20 protein-coding genes and 1 pseudogene are annotated in these 20,745 nt (G+C 42.8%); all 21 read right to left on the bottom strand.

The features are described from left to right. Positions 1-272 (bottom strand): annotated as a pseudogene (locus tag AC1MDJ_RS03620) (hypothetical protein); the annotation flags it as partial. Further along, positions 269-874, bottom strand: coding sequence for an SIS domain-containing protein (locus tag AC1MDJ_RS03625; protein ID WP_479689593.1), 606 nt, complete (start codon positions 872-874; stop codon positions 269-271). The pseudogene AC1MDJ_RS03620 and the gene AC1MDJ_RS03625, both read right to left, overlap by 4 nt. Further along, positions 837-1,841 (bottom strand): GHMP family kinase ATP-binding protein, encoded by a 1,005-nt coding sequence (locus AC1MDJ_RS03630; RefSeq protein WP_479689594.1) that lies wholly within the window; start codon positions 1,839-1,841, stop codon positions 837-839. The genes AC1MDJ_RS03625 and AC1MDJ_RS03630 overlap by 38 nt, the downstream gene beginning before the upstream one ends. After that, positions 1,816-3,090: an HAD-IIIA family hydrolase gene (locus tag AC1MDJ_RS03635; RefSeq protein WP_479689595.1), complete on the bottom strand. Its 1,275-nt coding sequence runs from the start codon at positions 3,088-3,090 to the stop codon at positions 1,816-1,818. The genes AC1MDJ_RS03630 and AC1MDJ_RS03635 overlap by 26 nt, the downstream gene beginning before the upstream one ends. 5 nt (positions 3,091-3,095) lie before the next feature. Next, positions 3,096-3,767 carry a glycosyltransferase family 2 protein gene (locus AC1MDJ_RS03640; RefSeq protein ID WP_479689596.1) on the bottom strand — a complete coding sequence of 224 codons (672 nt, stop codon included), beginning with the start codon at positions 3,765-3,767 and terminating at the stop codon, positions 3,096-3,098. After that, positions 3,767-4,714 (bottom strand): NAD-dependent epimerase/dehydratase family protein, encoded by a 948-nt coding sequence (locus AC1MDJ_RS03645; protein ID WP_479689597.1) that lies wholly within the window; start codon positions 4,712-4,714, stop codon positions 3,767-3,769. Before AC1MDJ_RS03645 ends, AC1MDJ_RS03640 begins: the two co-directional genes overlap by 1 nt. Further along, positions 4,704-5,408 (bottom strand): glycosyltransferase family 2 protein, encoded by a 705-nt coding sequence (locus tag AC1MDJ_RS03650; RefSeq protein ID WP_479689598.1) that lies wholly within the window; start codon positions 5,406-5,408, stop codon positions 4,704-4,706. The genes AC1MDJ_RS03645 and AC1MDJ_RS03650 overlap by 11 nt, the downstream gene beginning before the upstream one ends. A gap of 3 nt (positions 5,409-5,411) precedes the next feature. Beyond that, complete coding sequence (locus tag AC1MDJ_RS03655; protein WP_479689599.1) at positions 5,412-6,368, bottom strand: radical SAM protein; 957 nt, start codon at positions 6,366-6,368, stop codon at positions 5,412-5,414. 193 nt (positions 6,369-6,561) lie between these two features. Continuing rightward, the gene (locus tag AC1MDJ_RS03660) at positions 6,562-7,506 is read right to left on the bottom strand and encodes a glycosyltransferase family 8 protein (RefSeq protein WP_479689600.1); all 945 of its coding nucleotides are present in this window, start codon (positions 7,504-7,506) and stop codon (positions 6,562-6,564) included. Further along, complete coding sequence (locus AC1MDJ_RS03665; RefSeq protein ID WP_479689601.1) at positions 7,496-8,500, bottom strand: glycosyltransferase family 2 protein; 1,005 nt, start codon at positions 8,498-8,500, stop codon at positions 7,496-7,498. The genes AC1MDJ_RS03660 and AC1MDJ_RS03665 overlap by 11 nt, the downstream gene beginning before the upstream one ends. A gap of 1 nt (position 8,501) precedes the next feature. Then, on the bottom strand, positions 8,502-9,551 hold the full coding sequence (locus AC1MDJ_RS03670; protein ID WP_479689602.1) for an Rpn family recombination-promoting nuclease/putative transposase: 1,050 nt from the start codon (positions 9,549-9,551) through the stop codon (positions 8,502-8,504). A 120-nt stretch (positions 9,552-9,671) separates the two neighbouring features. Beyond that, on the bottom strand, positions 9,672-10,703 hold the full coding sequence (locus AC1MDJ_RS03675) for a glycosyltransferase family 2 protein (protein WP_479689603.1): 1,032 nt from the start codon (positions 10,701-10,703) through the stop codon (positions 9,672-9,674). Continuing rightward, positions 10,693-11,715, bottom strand: coding sequence for a glycosyltransferase family 2 protein (locus tag AC1MDJ_RS03680; protein WP_479689604.1), 1,023 nt, complete (start codon positions 11,713-11,715; stop codon positions 10,693-10,695). Before AC1MDJ_RS03680 ends, AC1MDJ_RS03675 begins: the two co-directional genes overlap by 11 nt. Before the next feature lies 1 nt (position 11,716). Then, entirely contained in the window at positions 11,717-12,055 is a 339-nt protein-coding gene (locus AC1MDJ_RS03685; RefSeq protein ID WP_479689605.1) for a hypothetical protein, read from the bottom strand. A 176-nt stretch (positions 12,056-12,231) separates the two neighbouring features. Beyond that, complete coding sequence (locus AC1MDJ_RS03690) at positions 12,232-13,263, bottom strand: glycosyltransferase family 2 protein (protein WP_479689606.1); 1,032 nt, start codon at positions 13,261-13,263, stop codon at positions 12,232-12,234. Then, positions 13,247-13,675, bottom strand: coding sequence for a PqqD family protein (locus AC1MDJ_RS03695; RefSeq protein ID WP_479689607.1), 429 nt, complete (start codon positions 13,673-13,675; stop codon positions 13,247-13,249). Before AC1MDJ_RS03695 ends, AC1MDJ_RS03690 begins: the two co-directional genes overlap by 17 nt. Next, positions 13,675-14,766, bottom strand: a complete 1,092-nt coding sequence (locus AC1MDJ_RS03700) for a hypothetical protein (RefSeq protein ID WP_479689608.1) — start codon at positions 14,764-14,766, stop codon at positions 13,675-13,677. Before AC1MDJ_RS03700 ends, AC1MDJ_RS03695 begins: the two co-directional genes overlap by 1 nt. Then, positions 14,741-15,877, bottom strand: coding sequence for a nucleotidyltransferase family protein (locus tag AC1MDJ_RS03705; RefSeq protein ID WP_479689609.1), 1,137 nt, complete (start codon positions 15,875-15,877; stop codon positions 14,741-14,743). Before AC1MDJ_RS03705 ends, AC1MDJ_RS03700 begins: the two co-directional genes overlap by 26 nt. Positions 15,878-16,055: 178 nt before the next feature. Then, complete coding sequence (locus tag AC1MDJ_RS03710) at positions 16,056-16,994, bottom strand: Rpn family recombination-promoting nuclease/putative transposase (protein WP_479689610.1); 939 nt, start codon at positions 16,992-16,994, stop codon at positions 16,056-16,058. A gap of 143 nt (positions 16,995-17,137) precedes the next feature. Continuing rightward, complete coding sequence (locus AC1MDJ_RS03715) at positions 17,138-18,502, bottom strand: MATE family efflux transporter (protein WP_479689611.1); 1,365 nt, start codon at positions 18,500-18,502, stop codon at positions 17,138-17,140. An 18-nt stretch (positions 18,503-18,520) separates the two neighbouring features. Continuing rightward, the gene (gene purL, locus AC1MDJ_RS03720) at positions 18,521-20,740 is read right to left on the bottom strand and encodes a phosphoribosylformylglycinamidine synthase subunit PurL (protein WP_479689612.1); all 2,220 of its coding nucleotides are present in this window, start codon (positions 20,738-20,740) and stop codon (positions 18,521-18,523) included. Positions 20,741-20,745: the final 5 nt, after the last annotated feature.

Consider the following 20,745-nt stretch of genomic DNA (forward strand, 5'->3'; position numbering starts at 1 on the left):
AAGTGATTGCAGGCAAAGCAACTAAAGTTGCAATGAGATGCCAGATGAACATCAACTATGTGAAGACATGAGCGGGGTACGAGTTGGTGGCAAGCCTTGTAGACTAAATCTGTTATATTATCTTGAACAGCGTTTATTCTATTCTTAATCTCTTGAACCTGCCGTTCAGCAACCTTCTTTTTGCTAACTAACTTTATCTTTAATCCTAGTATATGCAGAGTAGTCAGTGCTCCCTCACGGCGCACTGAGAATAGCCTATCTAATAGACTCATATATTTACCACCCTCATAACAATATGGTTCAGAACTAGATGCAAATCTTCCGTCAGTTGCATATCGTTCACGTCTATATGAACTGAATGTTGCGCCAGTTGTTTGAGCTTGCCACCATTGTAGCCCGATAGCCCTACAGTTAGCCCGTCATTGGAATTAGCGAACTCTATTGCTTTCAAGACATTTTTAGAGTTGCCACTACCTGATATTCCGATTACTAAATCGCCCTTATTAAAGAAGTTTTTTAGCTGTTCTACAAATATATCATCATAGCTGACATCATTAGCATAAGCCATTACCGTAGCAACATTGTCGTTCAGGCAGATAAACTTAAAGCCCTTTTTATCAGCCACACGCGCCCCTTTGTTCAAATCACAGCAGATATGCGATGCGGTCGCCGCACTACCGCCATTACCCATCACAAAGATTTGTCGCCCCTCGTCTCGCGCCCTTGCGAGCAAGGCAACGAAGTTGTTCACGGAACTTACATCAAGTATTTCTATAACACTCGTAAGTCGCCTCAAGTAGTCTTGTATCGCAGCCTTATACATTTTTATACATTCCTTAAACGCTCCCCTGTGCAGACCTGTTGTAATATACAACAGACGTCCCCTTATTGTCAAAAGAAAAATTCAGTTGCTTAGCACCCAGCTGTTCTAATTTAGCGCGAACACCAACCTGTTTGTCGGGCTTTGTGTAGAGCAACAAAAATCCGCCTCCGCCAGCACCCAATAGCTTACCCCCCATCGCCCCAGCTTTGAGTGCCACATTATAGCAGTCATCTATATAGCCAGTTGATATGCTGGACGCAAGCTCTTTTTTATATAACCAGTTCTTGTGTAGTATTTCCCCCATGGCATCTATATTATCGTGCAATAGCTCTAGTCGTAGTTGTTTTGCTAGTCCTACCATCTTGTGCAGGTTCTCTTCCTTAGCTTTATCGCTGGCGACATTCTTTGCTTGTTCGCTCAGGATAGTGCCCGCATCCCGTGCTTTGCCAGTATAGAATAACATCAAGTTTTGTTCTAGTGCGCGATACGTATCAATGTTAAGGAACACCCGTTCCACGTTAACGTTGCCGTTCGGTTCAAACTCTATAAAATTCAACCCGCCACAAGCACAAGCATACTGGTCTTGCTTGCCAATCGGTTCTTTCAATATATCTATTTCTATATTGCAAGCCTGTTGCGCTATCTCTTCTTTATCAATATATTTGCCCGTATAGGCATTACATAGATGAAGTAGCCCGCAGGTGAACGCTGATGACGATGCCAAGCCTGTGCCTGCTGGTATATCAGCAGTGGAGTTGAAATCTACTCCTTTAATACCATATTGTCTAAATATTTCCCTAATAATACGGTGCTCTATCTTATCAACGTCCATTACCTGCTCCGTTTTAGAATATTTTATCAGATAGCCGTCGTCAAAGAAATACGGGTGCATAGACAGATAGATGTGCTTGTTAATGGTTACGCTTAGCACGCAACCGCCGAAGCGTTCATAATAGCTAGCGATATCGCTACCGCCCCCTGCAAAGCTTACCCTAAACGGTGTTTTGGTTATTATCACCCGCAACCTCCAATATATAGTGAACCGCATTTAGTATATCTATTTTTTCATTATCTACAAGTATGCATTGACAGCCTGCCGTTCTGCCCGCCTGAATGTCGGCATCCCTATCGCCAATGAGCCATGAGTTGTGCAAGTCTATATTATAATCGCGCTGTGCCGCAAATAACATCCCCGCTTTAGGTTTGCGGCATTCACAATCAATTTTTAGTTCTGCCACCTCTCCCGAAAAACCGCGCTCTGGATGGTGCGGACAGTAGTAAATTGCATCAATATATGCCCTCTCAACGCCTAGTAACGTTTCCATCTTTTTGTGTATACGAGCTAGCTCTTCAAAGGTTAAAAAGCCTTTTGCAAGGAACGGTTGGTTAGTGACAACTATGCACAGATAGCCGCTATTGTTGATTAGTGCTATAGCTTTCGCCGCATTAGGCAGTAGCTCAAAATTATTATAAGATATATCAGTATCTAAATCTTTATTGATTACTCCGTCTCTGTCTAAAAATACTGCTGAACGCTTATTTTGTCTGTTAAGCCTAGCTACATGCCCGCTTGCAATGGCATTAGTCGCTTTCTCTAGCCGCTCTTTTGTTCCCATATCCATAACATATTCCGCCGTGCGGTATGCCCTCAACTGCTTATTTGCTGCTAGCAGTGCAGGGAATATGTCTTTGCCGAAATCTGATAAGGTATCATCGGCTATAAAGCCAAGTATTTTAGGGGACAATATATAAACTGCCGCATTAACTAGGTTGTTATAAACACCACCCGCAGGACGCGTTTTAGGTATTAAACCCGTCACGTAACTGTCTTTATCAACATCTAGCAAATCGCTATCGTAGGGGTGGCTGTTTGGGTGGACTAGCAATGTTCCATAGCTAGCCACATCCTGTCTATCAAAGTCTATAAACACATCTATGTCAAAATCCATTACAATATCACCATAAAACACTAAAAACCGCTCTTTTAGTTCGTCTTTTATCAGCCGCAGCCCGCCCGCAGTGCCTAGTGGTGTTTCCTCAATGATATGTTTTATATTGACGCCCCATTTAGAGCCGTCTCCGAAATAATCTACGATTACATTAGATAGATAGCCTGATAGTATGAATATATCTCTTATATTGTAGCGGCGAGCAAGTTCAATCTGCCATTCCAAGAGTGGTTTGCCTGCTACCTCTGCCATAGGTTTAGGCACATCAGTAAGCCCTAGACGCGTCCCCTTGCCACCGGCTAATATAACTAACTGCACCTAGTTTAGCCCCGCTTTATGCGCCCGCGCAGTATGTTTGCATAGTTCTTAAACTCATTGTCCCGCTGAGTTCTGCCATAGTTGCTGGTATGTATGCGCCTATTAGTAGCTACAATAGGCAATTTTTTATGCTTAACACCACTGTCTTGTGCCTTTAAGAGCCACGCTACACCGCCAGCTGCAGAGAAGTTAACATCAAACTTGCCTAGTGTATCAAACAGCCCACGCCTTATCATGACCGCCCCTGTGAGGAGTCCATAATATGGTTCCGCCTTTATAGCTACATCGCCTAGCTCGTCTTTTGTAAGCTCAGGCGAAAAAAAATCTTTCACCATACACGACACCATTTGCAGAGCAGTATCATTAGTCAGTTCACTCAGCATTGTAGCAATCGCCCCATCATTTACCACATCATCGCCGTCTAAAAACATTATATACTCGCCAGTCGCGCGCTCTAGCCCGATATTCCTAGCCTCTACGTCGTTTGCGGGCGTTTCAATAACAACTGCCCCTAGTTCTTTAGCTATAGTAGCCGTGCCATCTGTAGAACTATCCACAACGACAACCTCAAAACTCAAATCTTGCTCCAAAAGGCAAGTGAGTGCCTCTTTAATATATTTTGACGCGTTCTTTGTGGGTATTATTACAGATATTAAAGGGGTATCTTTCTTGCCCATTACGCGCCTCTGATAAGGGCATCTATGGCATAACTCACCGCCTCAGTTGATGACAATTTAGCACGCCAACCAAGCGCATTGAGCTTATCAAGTTTATAGGCAAACTTAGGCACATCCCCTACCCAGCCACGCGCACCACTGCCATAACGGATAGTAGCAGAAAGCCCCAGTTTAGCAACGAGCATCTCGGCAATCTCCGATACGGACGTTTCCCCTACACCGCCAATATTAAATAAATTAATTTGAGCGTCAGAGTGTTTATATATGTATAACATAGCTTCTACGAGTTCTTGAACGTATAGATAAGGCTTGCGTTGTGTGCCGTCCCCCAGCACCTCAAGTTCAGAGGGGTTCTTGCGCAATTTATTTATAAAATCGTATAGAACGCCATGTGTCGCCCGCCCCCCGCATACATTGGGAAACCGCGCAAACCACGCCTGAAAACCATAGTTTTCAACGAAACTTGATATAAATGCCTCCGATGCTAGCTTCGCCGCCCCGTAGTGAGAGGCGGGCAATAGCGGTGCATAGTCTTCACCCAGCGGCATACCGCCTGCATCGCCATACACCGCTGACGAAGAGGCAAACACTATGCGTTTAACATTGTGTATCCGCATTGCGTTCAGCACCTCATAGGTAGTTAAAAATGTATTATCTTTATCAATAGCAGGGTTTGCGGTGGAACTAGCAACATCAGAATTAGCGGCTAGATGAAAAACCACATCAAAACTATGTTTATAAAAAACATCTGATAGTAACGTCTTGTCTAGTATATCCCCAACCACCAGTTCACATTTGCCTGATTTAAGCGCAGATGACAGGTTCGCCTCACGCCCAAGCGAGAGATTATCAACTACAACTACGCGACCGGCCGTTTTGACAAGTTCATCCGCAAGGTAGCTACCTATAAAGCCCGCCCCGCCAGTGATTAAAATATTATTTTGCATTCTTTGCCACAATTCCTTTGCGCAGGTTGCCCATCACCGCCAAATAGCTTTCTCTTAACGAATAATCGCCCGCAAGCGTCATCATCCCCTTGCGAATACGCCTATGGTAATAAACATTATCTATCAAATGGTTAAGCTCTACACCCGACACCTTCATACGCGAGGTCATATCAATATCTTCAGCAAGCCCCTGCCTGCCGATAAACACGCCCATCTTATCAAGAGTTGCCCTTTTAGTCAAAGAGGTGTTTAGATAATACCTATTGCTCTTTTCAAAACTAATTTCCCGCTGAACACCAGCTAAACTGCTCATAGACTCGTCCTCTAAAAAGTTTTTATACCTTGTAAATACGATTTCGCAATCGGGACGTTCTCTCATATATTCCAGCTGGGCGCACAGCTTGCCCGCCTCATAGTAGTCATCACCATCAAGCCAAGCCATTAAGCTGCCGCTAGCTTTCTCAACACACAAGTTGCGCGCGGCGAACAAACCCTGTTTCTCTTGAAAAAAATATTTAAGCTTCTTGTTATTGTAGCCCTCAACAATAGCTTTCGTCCCATCAGTTGAGCTGTCCGCTACAACAATTTCTATATTCTCATACCCTTGCGATAAGATACTATCTATCGCCTGCCTGATGTAGGCGGCATTATTGTATGTAGGGATGCCAACTGATATTAACGGTTCACTATTCATAATTTATTGTTCATCACCTTGCAATATCCACTCGTTTATATCACGCGCACCCATCTTGAATGCGCCTAAACTGCGTTGTTTGGTTGTAGCACAATATCGGCAAAATGGCACTGGTCTAGCAAAAAAGTTTAATATCTCGCTAAGACTGCCAACCTTGTATATATCTAAATAGTCAAGTTCAGTGATAGATAAAGATTTATTAAAATATTTATTGAAGTGACGTATATTTGCGGCTGGTGAACACGGGTACAACTTGCCATGCTGCAAGAGCGGACAGATACCATTCGCCATCTTGCACCTTAAAAAACTTGCTGGCGCAGGTTGTCCACCCGATATATCTATAGGATAATAATGCGACTCCTTCTTGCTCTTATCCGTCTGCTCAAAATATTTCAGCTGCACGCCAAACCTATTCGCATACGCCTCTATCTTTCCCCAATCTATTGTAGGATACTTAGTAGGCGATAATATTATTCTATTCTGTTTAATAGCATCCCAAAAATTGTTATCCTGTTTCATTAGCAGTGCGCCGTTCGTCACTAGCAATATGTCGCTATCGGGAAACAATCTGCGCGATACCTCAAAAAATGGCGTTATATTAGGGTGCAGTAGTGGCTCACCACCCATAAGACGCATCTCGCCTATGTAGCCACCATTTAACTCCGCAAGACGTGTTAAATCACGCTCAAACTCGGCTATATCAGCAAAAGACTCCTCCGCGAGAGGCGAATAGTGGGAACAGCCACTACAGCTGAAGTTGCAATGGTCGGCAAGATGCAGTTCAAGTGCGCGCATATAGCCCATCGGGGTGGTTTTTTCAACAAACATCTCAAGCTGCGCCAGCTTTGAGCTAGCCATAGACTGCTGCACGCGCTGCAACTGCAACGCCTGCTGAACGCCAGATAAGCGCCCCTTAACATCTTGCAACTCTTTTAATATTTCGTTATCTATATCAGACATTACTTCAATGCAACTCCTTTATCTCTGCAAATGTATCTCTAACCTATTCGTTAACCTATACTCCTTGTATAACCCTCAAAACAAATCCCTATCCGCCATATCCCCTGATTTAACAGCTTAACTTCTATATTCACTAACGTTCCATCTTCTAGCTTTCCACTAACATTCGTTATGCCTATTTAGACGCTCCATACTACCTGCCTGTCACGCTTTTCAGTTTATCATAGGTGGTCTTTTGAGTCAATGCTTCTATCTGTTTTTTCTGTGCTGGCTTTTCGGCACACTTAAGCTTAAAGTCCTCATAAAATGGCGTTTTCTGCGCATAACTCCACCACAAGTCAGCCAAAAACACACGCTCATTATGCCATGGCTTAAAGCTGGTGTTATAGTGGACTATAAACGGCTCCCTTTCATAGGTATCAGGTGTCATAATGGTAGCATTCCACCTGTTGTCTAGCAAGAGTAAATCGTCAGACAACACAGCATTCAAGATGTCTTGGTCTTGCCAGAGCGGATTTTTTAGCTCTGATAATTTACGCACTATCTTTTTAGTAATATCGCCAGCACGCCATTTAGCTAAATCAAGGAGCAGAACCCCTGAATTAAAGTAATTTTCAGCACTTTTTAGCCCAAGCGACTTTGCCAAATACGCACGAGGCATCATGCTCCCGTCTTGCAACCAGTGAACATAAGCCAAATAATCACGCACTGCACCCACTGTGCAACCACTTAGCGATGTTCTAAAGAGCATTGCCACATCAGCACGAGCGATAATATCACAGTCTAAATATAAAACTTTATCATACTCAGAAAGCACATCGGCAATGAATAGCCTAAAACAGGCTGATGGCGTAATATAAGAACCAGCATAGAACAGAGACGCCATTTCGTTAGCTATAGTGCCGCTCATATCTACAGTATCAATTGTTATATTGCTGTGCGTCTTTGTTAGGCTATATATTTTATCAAGCAAGGAAATAGTCAACTCATCAATCGGTTTGTTGGACATTAAAATATAAATCTTATAATTATTTTCAGGCGAAAAGTGGGCAACCAACGAATAAATAGCAACCCCAGTATATGGCAGATAATCAGCGGCATCTCCGTTGAGAACCAGAACCACATCGTTATTTTGCATATTTTTTCCTAACCCCCTCTTTAAGGAACATCGCCGCCACCTTGCCACGCCCTAGCAGAGCCGTTTGCCTTGCACCATCATAGTCGCCGCGCCTTATAGTAAGCAAGATAGACTCGTTCATCAAAACATTCTCATCCAACAAGGCAAGCACATCACTATGGATACGCTTAAAATAATCTAACCATTCAGTCTCTTTCGCCCAATCAACGATAAATAAGTTGAGATGATACAAGGCAAATCTAACCTCCGCCAGTAAATTATGCTTAATAATGAATCTGATGAGCGTAGAAAACATTAGTATATGGTCATCAGCATACCTAGTGAGCCATTGTTTGCCAGCAGAGCCGTTTATAGACGTCGTTCTCAATAGATGATTATATAACGGCTTGTTCAGCCAATATGCTGTTTTAGCGAGCAACAAATATTCCCACATAATAACCCCATCTTCGCTACAACGGGCAGTATCGGGTGCTAATATATTATATTTACTAAACACTTCACGTTTCAGTATCTTATTTACTAGATTGCACGGCATATTAGCTTTAAGATTATCATTAAGTTCACATTTGCCACTGTGATATAACTTCCAACAACTAGCATCATCAAACCTAGTTGTGCCGTTAGACATATCAATTGGACGGATAACACATGTCACTAAATCCACGTCTTCCCGCTCTATGGCACTAAACATCTCTTCACACATGGTCGGCTCATACCAGTCGTCGGGGTCGCACCACATAATATACTTGCCCCTAGCATTCTTTAGCCCCACATTGCGCGTATAGCCTACACCTTGATTCTCATGAGTAAATACCTTTATGCGCTCGTCCTTATTCGCATACTCACGCAAGATGGCTAGTGAATTATCTGTAGAGCCGTCATTCACGCACAGGACTTCTATGTCAGTGAAAGTCTGGGCTAGCAATGAATCTAGGCATTTGCGCAGATACGGCTCCACGTTATACACGGGAACGATGATGGATATAGGTAACACGCTACACTACTATAGAATCACTCCGAAGTTCCTTAACTTCGGCAAGTAAAAGCCCTGTAATGTCAGCAACCCTTTCTGGCGAAAATCCTTTAATTAAAAGATTTTTGGCAATCTTTAACTCGCCTTCACGTATGCCTTCCGCCTTGCCCTGTTGCATGCCTTGTTGCATGCCTTGTTGCATACCCTGTTGCATACCTTGTTGCATACCCTGTTGCATGCCTTGTTGCATACCTTGTTGCATGCCTTGTTGCATGCCTTGTTGCATGCCCTGTTGCATACCTTCTTCTTTGGCTCTCTCCGCCATACGTAGTCCATAGTTCCTTGCGCTGTTCATATCCCGCTCTGCTTTCTCATAGCCCATATAAGCACGATATAGTGCAGGGTCGTCATGCACTGACCTTAACTTCTCATTGATTTCTGCTAATGCGCTGTTCATACCAAATACCCTCCTCAATAGCTCCTCATTACTCTGCTCATTCAAATACACCAGCCATTGATACAACTCGTCACTCGCTACATCTAACCCTTTCGCTAACTGTTGCCTAAACCTAACCATATCTAAAAAATGCACCCCAATCAAATCAGACAACATAAAGTCTTTCTCTGTGTCCTCATACAAGTGGAAACTAGGGTGTATCTTATCTAAATCAAGGCACTTAAAGTTCACTATGTTTATCGTTATAACAGGACGCAGTTTTGTATAGTCGTCCCCGCTCTCTATACCTAGTATAAACTGTCTGCATAAATAAAACAAGGTTCTTTCTACCATATTGTGTTCGTTGACTAACTGCACCTCTATATCAACCTTTGTCTTGTCCTCAAGCTGTGCTAACACGTCAAGCCTAGATAACTTCCCGTGTATTGTTAGTGCAGATAGTTCCCTGTTGTCTAGTATTTCAAGTGAGACTATAGGCTTTTTCCTAGTATCCTTTAACACCGCATTAAGGAAAGCCATAAGCAAAGGCTCACTCTGCCCACGCTCCCCTAACGTTTTCTTAAACGCAAAATCATTCAACGGATTTAACCGCTCTGCAACGTTCCTGCTACCCATACGAGGATTATAACAAATATAGCTAGACTTGACAAGCGGGAAATACGGGGATAGGACAGCCCTTTTATTTTACTAGTTTTTAGTCCAGTTTTTTGATAGTATTCATACAGTTTTTTCAATTTACTTCCCATGTGTAGCCTTTACCTTGTTCTTTATGCGCTCTGATAATATGCGCCTATCTCTGATAAACTGCGCCCATAGGTCTGCAAGTTGCTTAGCTTGCTCAAACTGGCAGCTCTTTATTGCAAACAAAATACCATTCTCATCAAGCAACCCTGTATCCATTACATCAAGTATATCCGCCTTTATGAGCTTAAAAAAATCCATATATCTGCTGTGGGCACCCTGTTGATAGGCATAATCCTTTAACGATGCCAAAATAAAGCTATCCCTATTCAAAAGATTATATTTTTGGGAAAATTGAACAGCCGTCTTATACGCCAGCAATGTATTATAAAAATATTTTTCAAGCATATCATCAGAGGCATTGCCTGTAATGGAATCCGTCCGCACTAAACAATTATACAGCACCCTATCAAGCCCATAATATGAGCTAGCAACCATTAAATATTGCCACACCATAGCAGTGTCTTCAGCACCAACACTCCCAACAGGTGCTAATATGCTATATCGCTCTAGCAACTCTCGCTTAAAAATTTTATTTACCAAGCTAGCATTTATATTCTTTCTCGTAGTTTCGTCTAACACGTGCAGTCCTTGCAATTTCAGTCTAAGGTAACTGCTCTTTTCGCCATAAAAATCACTGCTGCCTGTGCTGTTCAACATATTCACATCACACGTCACTAAATCCACACCCTCGCGCTCAATAGCACTAAACATCTCCTCACACATAGTCGGCTCATACCAGTCGTCGGGGTCGCACCACATAATATACTCGCCCCTAGCATTCTTCAGCCCCACATTGCGCGTATAGCCTACACCTTGATTCTCATGAGTAAATACTCTTATGCGCTCGTCCTTGCTGGCATACTCTTGCAAGATAGCTAACGAATTATCCGTAGAACCATCATTCACACACAGGACTTCTATACCAGTAAAAGTCTGAACTAGCAATGAATCTAGGCATTTGCGCAGGTATAACTCAACGTTGTAGGTGGGGATTATGATTGAAATAGCAGGGTTATTTGCCATAATTAGACCGAATCTTGCTGTGAACAAATGATGCCAAAACCTGTCTGTTTTTGCTGAATTGCATCCACAAATCCCCAATTTGTTTAGCCTGTCCAAACTGGGAATGTTTTATAGCAAATAAAATACCCCTATCATCAAGCAAACTTTCATCTACACCATTTAGCACATCTTTTCTAAGGCGTTCAAAGAAATCGCAATATTTATAATCTGCACTCAGTTGGCAAGCATAATTTCTTAGAAATTCCAACACAAAGCCGACTTTATCCAACAATTTATATTCTTGAGCAAATTGAACGACTGCCCTATACGCCAATAGCGTATTATCAAAGTATTTTCCGATTGTATCGTCTGATGCTTTCCCCGTAATGGAATCCGTCCGCACTAAACAATTATATAACACTTTATCAAGTCCGTAATACAAACTAGAAACCAGCAAATATTCCCACACTATCGCCGTATCTTCCGCACCAACACTCCCAACAGGTGCTAATATGCTATATCGCTCTAATAGCTCCCGCTTAAAAATCTTGTTCCAAAGAACGCCCGAAATATTCTTTTTTATGTCATTAGTTAATATGCACTTCCCAAGCTGTTTGGTTGATACATGTTTGCTCATCTTTTCATACCTAGCAGAATCATTAGCTTCATTTATTACATTTGTTCCGCACTCTACTAAATCCACACCCTCGCGCTCAATAGCACTAAACATCTCTTCACACATAGTCGGCTCATACCAGTCGTCGGGGTCGCACCACATAATATACTTGCCCCTAGCATTCTTCAGCCCCACATTGCGCGTATAGCCTACACCTTGATTAGCGTGATTAAATACTCTTATACGCTCGTCCTTGCTGGCATACTCTTGCAAGATGGCTAGTGAATTATCTGTAGAGCCGTCATTCACGCACAGGACTTCTATGTTAGTGAAAGTCTGGGCTAGCAATGAATCTAGGCATTTGCGCAGATACGGCTCCACGTTATACACGGGAACGATAATGGATATAGATAACACGCTACACTACTATAGAATCACTCCGAAGTTCCTTGACTTCGGCAAGTAAAAGCCCTGTAATGTCAGCAACTTTTTCTGGCGAAAATCCTTTAACTAAAAGATTTTTGGCAATCTTTAACTCGCCTTCACGTATGCCTTCCAGTTTGCCCTGTTGCATACCCTGTTGCATACCTTGTTGCATGCCTTCTTCTTTGGCTCTCTCCGCCATACGTAGTCCATAGTTTCTTGCACTATTCATATCCCGCTCTGCTTTCTCATAGCCCATATAAGCACGATATAGCGCAGGGTCGTCATGCACTGACCTTAACTTCTCATTGATTTCCGCTAATACACTGTTCATACCAAATACCCTCCTCAATAGCTCCTCGTTACTACGAAGATTATAACAAATATAGCTAGACTTGACAAGCGGGAAATACGGGGATTAGTAGATTTTTAACCTAATATTAGGACAGCCCTTTTATTTTACTAATTTTTAGTCCAGTTTTTTGATAGTATTCATATAGTTTTTTCAATTTACTTCCCATGTGTCGCCTTTACCTTGCCTAACATATGCCGCTGTAAACGCCCCTTGTTTTCTCTAAATTGCACCCACTGAAGCCCTAACTGATGTGCTCTCTTAAACTTTAGCTGTTTTATGCTTAGCAATATCTCTCTATCATCTAACAGGTCATCAGCGAGCTGGCACAATACCTCTGCCCTATAGGTCTCAAAATATTCCGAATATTTATCGTGAACGGCTAACTCAGATGCATAATAGCTCAAACCGCCTAATATAAAATTATCTCTACCTAAAAGGTTATGTTTAATAGCAAACTCCACAGCACACCGATATGCCGAAACTGTTTTGCGGAAATACAAGGCAAGATAGTCGCTTTGAGCAAGACCAGTCGCAGAAACACCGCGCAAAAGGTAGTTATACAGCACCCTGTCTAGTCCATAATAACTTCCCGCCACTAACAGGTATTGCATCACCATAGCGGTATCCTCCGCACCTATACTGTCATCGGGTGCTAATATACTATACTCTTCTAATAACTCCCGCTTGAAAATCTTGTTCCAAAGAACGCCCGAAATATTCTTTTTTATGTCATTAGTTAATATGCACCTCCCGAGCTGTTTAGTTGATACATATTTGCTCATCTTTTCATACCTAGCAGAATCGTTAGCTTCATTTATTACATTTGTTCCGCACTCTACTAAATCCACACCCTCTCGCTCTATAGCACTAAACATCTCCTCACACATAGTCGGCTCATACCAGTCGTCGGGGTCGCACCACATAACATACTTGCCCCTGGCATTCCTTAGCCCCACATTGCGCGTATAGCCTATATTACGCTCAGCTTGGGTAAAGAGCTTGAAATTGGCATCTCTGCCGGCGTATTCCTGCAAGATAGCTAGCGAATTATCTGTAGAGCCATCGTCTATGCAGAGCACCTCTATATCTGTGAACGTTTGGGCAACTAACGAGTCCAAACTTTTATGTAAATACCCAGCAGCATTGTGAATTGGAACAATTACAGATATACTAGGCTTTTTTGCCATCTTTTAAGATAGGTTGCCAGCCAAGCTCCTCCTCTACATCGTGTATAGGATCTGCAAGCAATAGCTCCTGCGCATCGGCATATTCCGACAAGTCCAACACAAAGTTGTCAGATTTGGCAACATCCGCACTGATAGTGAAATCGCCACCATTAGTGTCACCCTTTATTATAATCTCTTTTGCCAGAAGTTCGTCTATAAACTTCTGCAACCTAGCGTCCACATCTGCAGGCGCACCATCTAGCCCCTTTAATGCATCAAGCACTTTATCCGTAGCAACCCCATTGGAGATTTGCTCAAACACCGCTGTGCCCAGCTGATTCATACCGTAATAAATGCCCGTTTGCGCGTTGATAACGACAGCAAAACCGTCCGATATGTCGCCAAACATCTTTGAAGTATTAAGTATATACACTACACACCCTCCATAAAACTTTTCAAAGCCTTCACATTCGCAATCAAGTTATTAGACAAATTTATTTGATAAAAGTCAAGCCCTTTCAACAATTCTATCATCAACTTGGTCATACTCTGCAAATGCTTCTTATCTTGCATTTGCGCAAGTATTGAATGAATGAAGTGCGTCATAGCCTTGTTGGAATCCGTTCGTTCTATGCTAGGCTCTACAACATTCGCTATGTTCGGATATATTGCAACCTTGATAGGTAGCTTAGGGACAAAAGCACTATGATGTGCCGATAAATTGAACACGTCTTTCGTCTTATTCCAGTTATCAAACAGGAACTCTGTTCTTAGTCCCTTTAGCCGTTCCAACATCTCCTTAGTAAGGGTAGCGCAAGAATATATGGGATAAGCACAAAGATTCTTATGCTCGCCATCCCTCGCAAGCACAATATAATCGTCTGACACGTATTGAAAGCCATCTATAAGGGCAGATAGTGCCAGTGTTGACTTGCCGTGCCCTCCTCTAGCACACAATAACGCCCCCTTGCCATTCACGCCAATTGCTGCCGCATGTGCAAGCAAAGCGTTTTGCCTCCTATCTCTAACTATTTCATAAAGCTGGCGGACAAGTATATGTCCCATTTTGGCAATCGCCTTACTGGATATTGGTTCATCAGATAGGCACTGATAGGTGTAGTAGTATGTATTGGTATTTTCATCAAAAGCCTTTATATACTCTGGCTGGGCAAGCTCTATTGCCTGTTTGCCCTCTTTATATATAATTATATGGCTGTTATTGTTAAAATCTACTATTTGAGCGGTGTTCTGCTCCTTCCAGAGCTTTAGCGTAGCGTCATAATGACCTATAGGCTCACGCAGACAATATGCAAGTTCACTCTCTATAGCATTTGTAAGCCCGCCAATATAATTTTCTAGCCTTACTATCATAATGCCTAAATCTAAATGCCTAACCTGCGGAGCGGGCAAATCGGACGTGACGCGACAACGCTCATCAAACACGGTAAAGTAACGTGCTATGGCATCGGCTGGTAGTCCCGTTAAGACTAGCGCATCGTCAATAGGGTTGAAAAAGAGTGCCACTAACTATATCATCCATATATTTATTTCTTAAAAATACGTTATTTCGCACAGATTTCAAGTATTTATATCGCCAAATTAGCTTGCAGTCAGCTATAAACTTTGATGGACGTCTCGGCTTAAAGAATTTAATCGCCCTATAATCAGGCTTTATAGACTGAATAAGGCAGGTCATAACATCTAACTTCATAGAGTAATCGCTTGCCTCATCGGTTTTAATGCTAGCGATAAGCCCTGCAGGTAGCACATTGGGGATAGTAGCGTTAAATATCTCAAGCATTACTTTAATTTGCTGGTGAAAACGTAGTTCATAGGCAATAGCCAACACTTTTTGCCAATCAAAATCTTTATTGTCCCTTACAATGCCCGCAATATCCCAAAGCCACATCCATCTAGCCTTCTCTTGTGAGCGGATAGCGTCATAGCTATTAGCAAGGCATACAAAAACATTATCTTCATCTGTAGGTAGCAAACACTCAACACCAAATGCCGTGGTAGCATGCGCCCGTTCAAACATCTCTCTGTCTATCTCATGAACGATAGATGCGTCTTGCAACACCGACTTAAACTTTCCTTCTTTAACTATAGTTCTGTGTATATCCACATTATACTGCCCCAGATACATATCAGCCGCATGTGCCAACAAGAATTTATGCACTTGCTTAAAATTCAGCCCCCTTGTAACATTTACGGCATCCCAGTAACGTTCATAAGGCACCACAAAATCAACATCGCCCATAACACGCGGCAGAGCAGGCATTACACGGCGCATAAGCGCACCTTTAATAAGCATAACGGGAATATCAGCTTTATTAAGTGCCCTGCCAACCACGCTAAACCCAGTCAACTGAGTGGCATTCTTATATTGAAAATAGCGCAACACACCCTGCAGGCGAGGCTTAAGCTTCACAGGGAGAGGGGCTGACGGCTGCATCTTCATAAAACGCGCCAGCATAAGATTATACTCTAGCATGGAGTGTTCAATGTCGTAGCCGTCTAACAGTTGCATCATCTCGTCAGTTGTGATAGTGTCAGCATACGTCAAGCGCGCAAGCAAACGCCATTTGTAATCAATATCTAGTTTTTTGTTAAAAAATACGGCATAATCAGCCATGCACGGGTACCACTACGCCCCTATGCCCATAACATACGGGGGAGGGGGGGGGGGCAATATGTTCCTGCACTATATTCACTAACATCATGTCTTAAACGTTATAGTCTCTACGAAAATTAGTCAACATCTTTTTTTAGCCATCTACTCTAGCAAAAAACTAGGGACTATACTTGTTTTATTACACGACAGTGCCATCCTGTAGTTTCTTAACTTCGGCAAGGGAAAGCCCCACGAGGTCGGCAACATCCTCTACAGGATAGCCTTTAGTCAAGAGATTTCTGGCAACGTCCAGTTTGCCTCTCAGTTCGCCTTTCAGCTCCCCTCTTTGCAAGCCTTGTTCTAAGCCTTGCTCTAAGCCTCGTTCTAAGCCTTCTTCATACCTAGCCATTTCAGCGTCTTCTTGTGTTAATTCCATAGTTAGCATATTGAATACCTCCACTGAGTGTTTATGTAAAAAATCTCTTAATATCCCTCGTTCTATACATATCTTTATCGCCCGCTCCATAGCACTAGATAAAGCTACTTTGTCCCTGCTATTTACCCCTCTTGTCTCCTGCCTAACTACCTCTACAAACTCCGCATAGTCCCCAAGCGTTCCGCTCGCTTTCAATACCTTGCTGTTATGCCCTTTATTAACATTCAGCACACGAACTTCTAACTCTAAAAAGTTGTGTGTATCGGTTCTTGTATCGTCCTCTGCAAACAGAGCAGATAACTTTACATAGTAGTCATCTGCTTTCAATGATTCCACACCATTATATAATACTATAAACTCTGGACGAGGTAAAGTCAACCTCTTGCTCTTGTATATAGATTTACTATCAATCATACCCTCATACATACGCACTATATATCCTAAAAAACGTAGTAGCATATTGTTATTTATGGTTGATTGATGTTCTAGTAAAATTACTAGCTTGTCTCCCATAGTAAAGGATATATCGTTTCGCCTACCCTTAAACAAGACGTTCTCTAGTGTATTTATTACAATACCATCTGATACTTCATAGCTGGCACCAGCAATGGCATTGTATAGCTCAACGAGCTTCTCTTTTTCAGAGAATAGTTTTGTAAAAACGCTATCTTTGTATTCCCTGTTGGTTTTGCCACTTGACATAACTTGATAATATGATGAAAAAAGCTAGTCGTCAAGAGCTTTTATGGCAATGTAATTGCACAAGTTAAAATGCCCCTCATAGATTTTTTATTGGGGGTAGCTGAAGCACATGCAGAGACAGGGGGAAGAGTGACAAGCAGTTGTCAAATATGTCTTCTCATCTTTTTGTAAGACTTAAATTCATAGTATATAACCAGTGCAACTACGATTACAGACGCTATATCGCCTACAGGTTGAGAAAACCATATACCATCCAGCCCTAAAAATAGTGGCAATATAAATAGACAAGGTATCAGCACCACAATCTGACGCAACAGACTGAGTAGCATTGCTAGCCTTGCCTTGCCTATAGATAATATATAGGTTGAGCCTGTCACAGAAAAGGCTATTAGCGGTATGGTAAAGGTATTCTTCCTAATACCGTCTATCGTAATACGCAATAGTTCGGGGTCTTTATTAAAAAGCCCTACTATCTGTTCTGAGAAAACTTCCGTGCAAACCATTCCGACAGTTAGCAGAGCAGTGCCCGCAATTGCGGCAAGGATAAATACCCGCCTTGCCCGTGCTAAATGGCGCGCACCATAATTATAGCCTACAATAGGCTGCATTCCCTGCGTGATACCGATAGCAGGCATAAAAAATAGCATTAAAATAGTCATAATAGTCGTCATAGCACCTATTGCAAGGTCGCCGCCATATTTGAGGAGCAAATTATTTATAGTAATCTGCGACAGGGACATTGCCCCCTGTATAACAAACGGAGTCATACCTATAGAGACTATCATCTTCACAAGTTTTTTATCCAGCTTTAGGAACGAATACTCAAACTTTAGGTTGGACTTGCCGTTCAAATAATATTCAAGGCATAGCGCAAGCGTTACAAACTCTGTGAGAGCCACCCCTAGTCCCGCACCCGCAACCCCCATTTCTAGCTTTATAATAAGCAGATAATCAAGTACCACATTGACTACAGCACCGATAATCATTATCACCCCCGCTCGTCTAGGGCTACCATCTGCACGCATAGTGAACGTCAGCGTAAGCGAGAGTATCCACGGAGCAAAACCTAACGAGAACATGTCCATAAACTTCTTGGCATAAGCAAATGAGTTAGTGCTAGCACCAAAAAGGCGCAATAAAAAATCGCCAAATATAAAATATAGTAGCGTAAGTGCCACCCCAGCTATGACAGATAAAGACGTCGCGTTACCTACTAGTCGTTGCGCCATTTCAGTCTTGCCCTCGCCTAGCCGCAGGCTCATATTGGTAGCTGTCCCAGCCGCAAGCAACATTGAAAAAGCCATAAGCATAGTCATAACGGGCACACTCACGCCTATACCCGATATGGCAAGCGCGCTATCAGGAATATTTGCTATGAATAGCCTGTTAATGGATATATACAGAGCATTGACAGTCATTCCTATAATGGCTGGCATAGAATACTTGAGCAACAACTTGCCTACAGGCTCAGTCGCTAGCTCATTGTTATTATTGTTATTATTCATCATCTACTATTCATTACTCAATCACTTCATTAATTCGGGCAATGTGCGCTCATAGATGGTATTCATCTTTTTAATTGGCGTTGAAAGCAGTGCCACTTTATCGTTACACGTTATATCTATCATATCCCCACCTGTTGTTCCTATGTCAAGGTGTTTCAACGTGCCTAAAAGTTCTTTAACTTGTGCGTATTTGTCGTCTGCTACTTCTAATAACATTAAAGCCCCCTCGCCGAATAGGAGCGCATCAGCCCGCGCAACGGCGGGCAGGTTCACGCTACAGCCGATATTATTTTTGCGACACATCTCAAACAACGCCACAGCAAGCCCGCCCTCAGATACATCATGAGCTGATAACAATAATTTTTCACTAGTCGCCTTGACCATAAAGTCTATAAGTGCATTATGGAAATCTAAATCTGCCACAGGTGGCACACCTATAGCCTTATTAAATAACACGTCTAAATAATGGCTTGCGGCGATTGTCTTTGGCAACTCCCCAAGTAGCAATATATGGCTGCCCTCGCGCTTAAAATATGACTCTATTTTATTTGTGGCATCGTCCATAACGCCGACCATTACGATTAACGGAGTCGGATATATCGGCTGCCCCTCAGTCTCATTATACAGGCTCACATTGCCACTAACTACTGGTGTTTTTAGCTTTTTTGCAGCGGCAGAAATCCCTTCTATAGCTTCTATCAGCTGATACATGACCTCTGGTTTCTCTGGATTGCCAAAATTTAGGCAATTTGTAATAGCCACAGGTCGCGCCCCGCTCGCCACCACGTTGCGTGCAGCCTCACATACCGCAAGCATACCGCCGACACGCGGATTCAGATAGCAGTAGCGACTATTGCAGTCAGCGGAGAGTGCCACAGCTTTTTTAGAACCTTCCAGTCGCACTACCGCCGCATCGCTACCAGGTAGCGTTATAGTGCCAATCTGCACCATGTGGTCATATTGCTCCCATATCCAACGTTTACTGGCAATGCTTGCATCTCCCACTAATCGCATCATTGCCCGCTCTAAATCTTGCGGTAGCTCCACGTGCGAGTCGTCAAATATAGCCAGCTCATCTAAATAAGATGGACGCTCACTAGGTCTATCGTAAAGCGGAGCGTTGTCCGACAGCGGAGCAGCGAGTACTGATGCTACTTCTTCCCCCTGCCAAAATAAGCGCACATAGCCATCATCAGTCACTTTACCGATTTCAGCCGCATCTAAGTCCCACTTGCGGACTATATCTATAACTTGTTGTTCAGAACCACGCTTTGCCACCAACAGCATGCGTTCCTGAGATTCTGAAAGCATTATTTCATAAGGCGTCATCGCCTCTTCACGGAGTGGCACCTTATCAAGGGAGATTACCACGCCAGAGCCTGCCCTGCCCGCCATCTCAAATGACGTGCTCGTTAGCCCAGCTGCTCCCATATCTTGAATGCCAACTAACGCATCGGTCTGCATTAGCTCCAAACAAGCTTCTAGTAATAATTTTTCCCTGAACGGGTCGCCGATTTGCGTATTAGGACGCTTTGATTCGCTCTGTTTGGAAAACTCCTCACTCGCCATAGTGGCACCGTGTATTCCGTCTCGTCCCGTCTTTGCGCCTATGTATAGAACGGGGTTACCCACACCAGATGCATTGGCAGTGAATATCTTATTTCTCTTTACCACTCCCAACGCAAAAGCATTCACAAGCGGGTTTTTATTATAGCATTTATTAAATTGAGCCTCGCCACCTATGGTAGGCACACCAAAACAATTACCATAATGTGATATGCCCGAAACTATTCCGCGCACAAGGGATGGCGTTTTAGCATCCGCAGGTTCACCAAAACGTAGTGAATTCATGGCGGCAATAGGTCTAGCCCCCATAGTAAAAACATCACGCAAGATACCGCCTACACCAGTTGCCGCACCGTTAAAAGGTTCTATAAATGACGGATGATTGTGGCTTTCTACCTTAAAAGCTACGCATATATCACTATCAATGATTATGACGCCAGCATTTTCCCCTGGACCATATACGACATTGTCTCCTGTAGTAGGGAACTTTTTAAGATGTAATTTGCTTGATTTATAACTACAATGCTCGCTCCACATAGCTGAAATACAGCCAAGTTCAATATAGTTAGGCGTTCTGCCAAGTATCTTACATGCATTGTCATATTCGTCAGCCGTCAGTCCCATCCCACCAGCAATCTGTGCATTCACATCAGGATAGTTAAAACTGTCATACACCTTGC

Source organism: Candidatus Termitispirillum reticulitermitis (genome assembly GCF_054655775.1).

What these genes read in the sequence shown, in the direction of transcription:
- AC1MDJ_RS03640 (WP_479689596.1), bottom strand. Translation starts at nt 3,767, where the DNA reads ATGGGCAAGAAAGATACCCCTTTAATATCTGTAATAATACCCACAAAG.
- AC1MDJ_RS03645 (WP_479689597.1), bottom strand. Translation starts at nt 4,714, where the DNA reads ATGCAAAATAATATTTTAATCACTGGCGGGGCGGGCTTTATAGGTAGC.
- AC1MDJ_RS03650 (WP_479689598.1), bottom strand. Translation starts at nt 5,408, where the DNA reads ATGAATAGTGAACCGTTAATATCAGTTGGCATCCCTACATACAATAAT.
- AC1MDJ_RS03655 (WP_479689599.1), bottom strand. Translation starts at nt 6,368, where the DNA reads ATGTCTGATATAGATAACGAAATATTAAAAGAGTTGCAAGATGTTAAG.
- AC1MDJ_RS03660 (WP_479689600.1), bottom strand. Translation starts at nt 7,506, where the DNA reads ATGCAAAATAACGATGTGGTTCTGGTTCTCAACGGAGATGCCGCTGAT.
- AC1MDJ_RS03670 (WP_479689602.1), bottom strand. Translation starts at nt 9,551, where the DNA reads ATGGGTAGCAGGAACGTTGCAGAGCGGTTAAATCCGTTGAATGATTTT.
- AC1MDJ_RS03675 (WP_479689603.1), bottom strand. Translation starts at nt 10,703, where the DNA reads ATGGCAAATAACCCTGCTATTTCAATCATAATCCCCACCTACAACGTT.
- AC1MDJ_RS03685 (WP_479689605.1), bottom strand. Translation starts at nt 12,055, where the DNA reads ATGAACAGTGTATTAGCGGAAATCAATGAGAAGTTAAGGTCAGTGCAT.
- AC1MDJ_RS03690 (WP_479689606.1), bottom strand. Translation starts at nt 13,263, where the DNA reads ATGGCAAAAAAGCCTAGTATATCTGTAATTGTTCCAATTCACAATGCT.
- AC1MDJ_RS03705 (WP_479689609.1), bottom strand. Translation starts at nt 15,877, where the DNA reads ATGGCTGATTATGCCGTATTTTTTAACAAAAAACTAGATATTGATTAC.
- AC1MDJ_RS03710 (WP_479689610.1), bottom strand. Translation starts at nt 16,994, where the DNA reads ATGTCAAGTGGCAAAACCAACAGGGAATACAAAGATAGCGTTTTTACA.
- AC1MDJ_RS03715 (WP_479689611.1), bottom strand. Translation starts at nt 18,502, where the DNA reads ATGATGAATAATAACAATAATAACAATGAGCTAGCGACTGAGCCTGTA.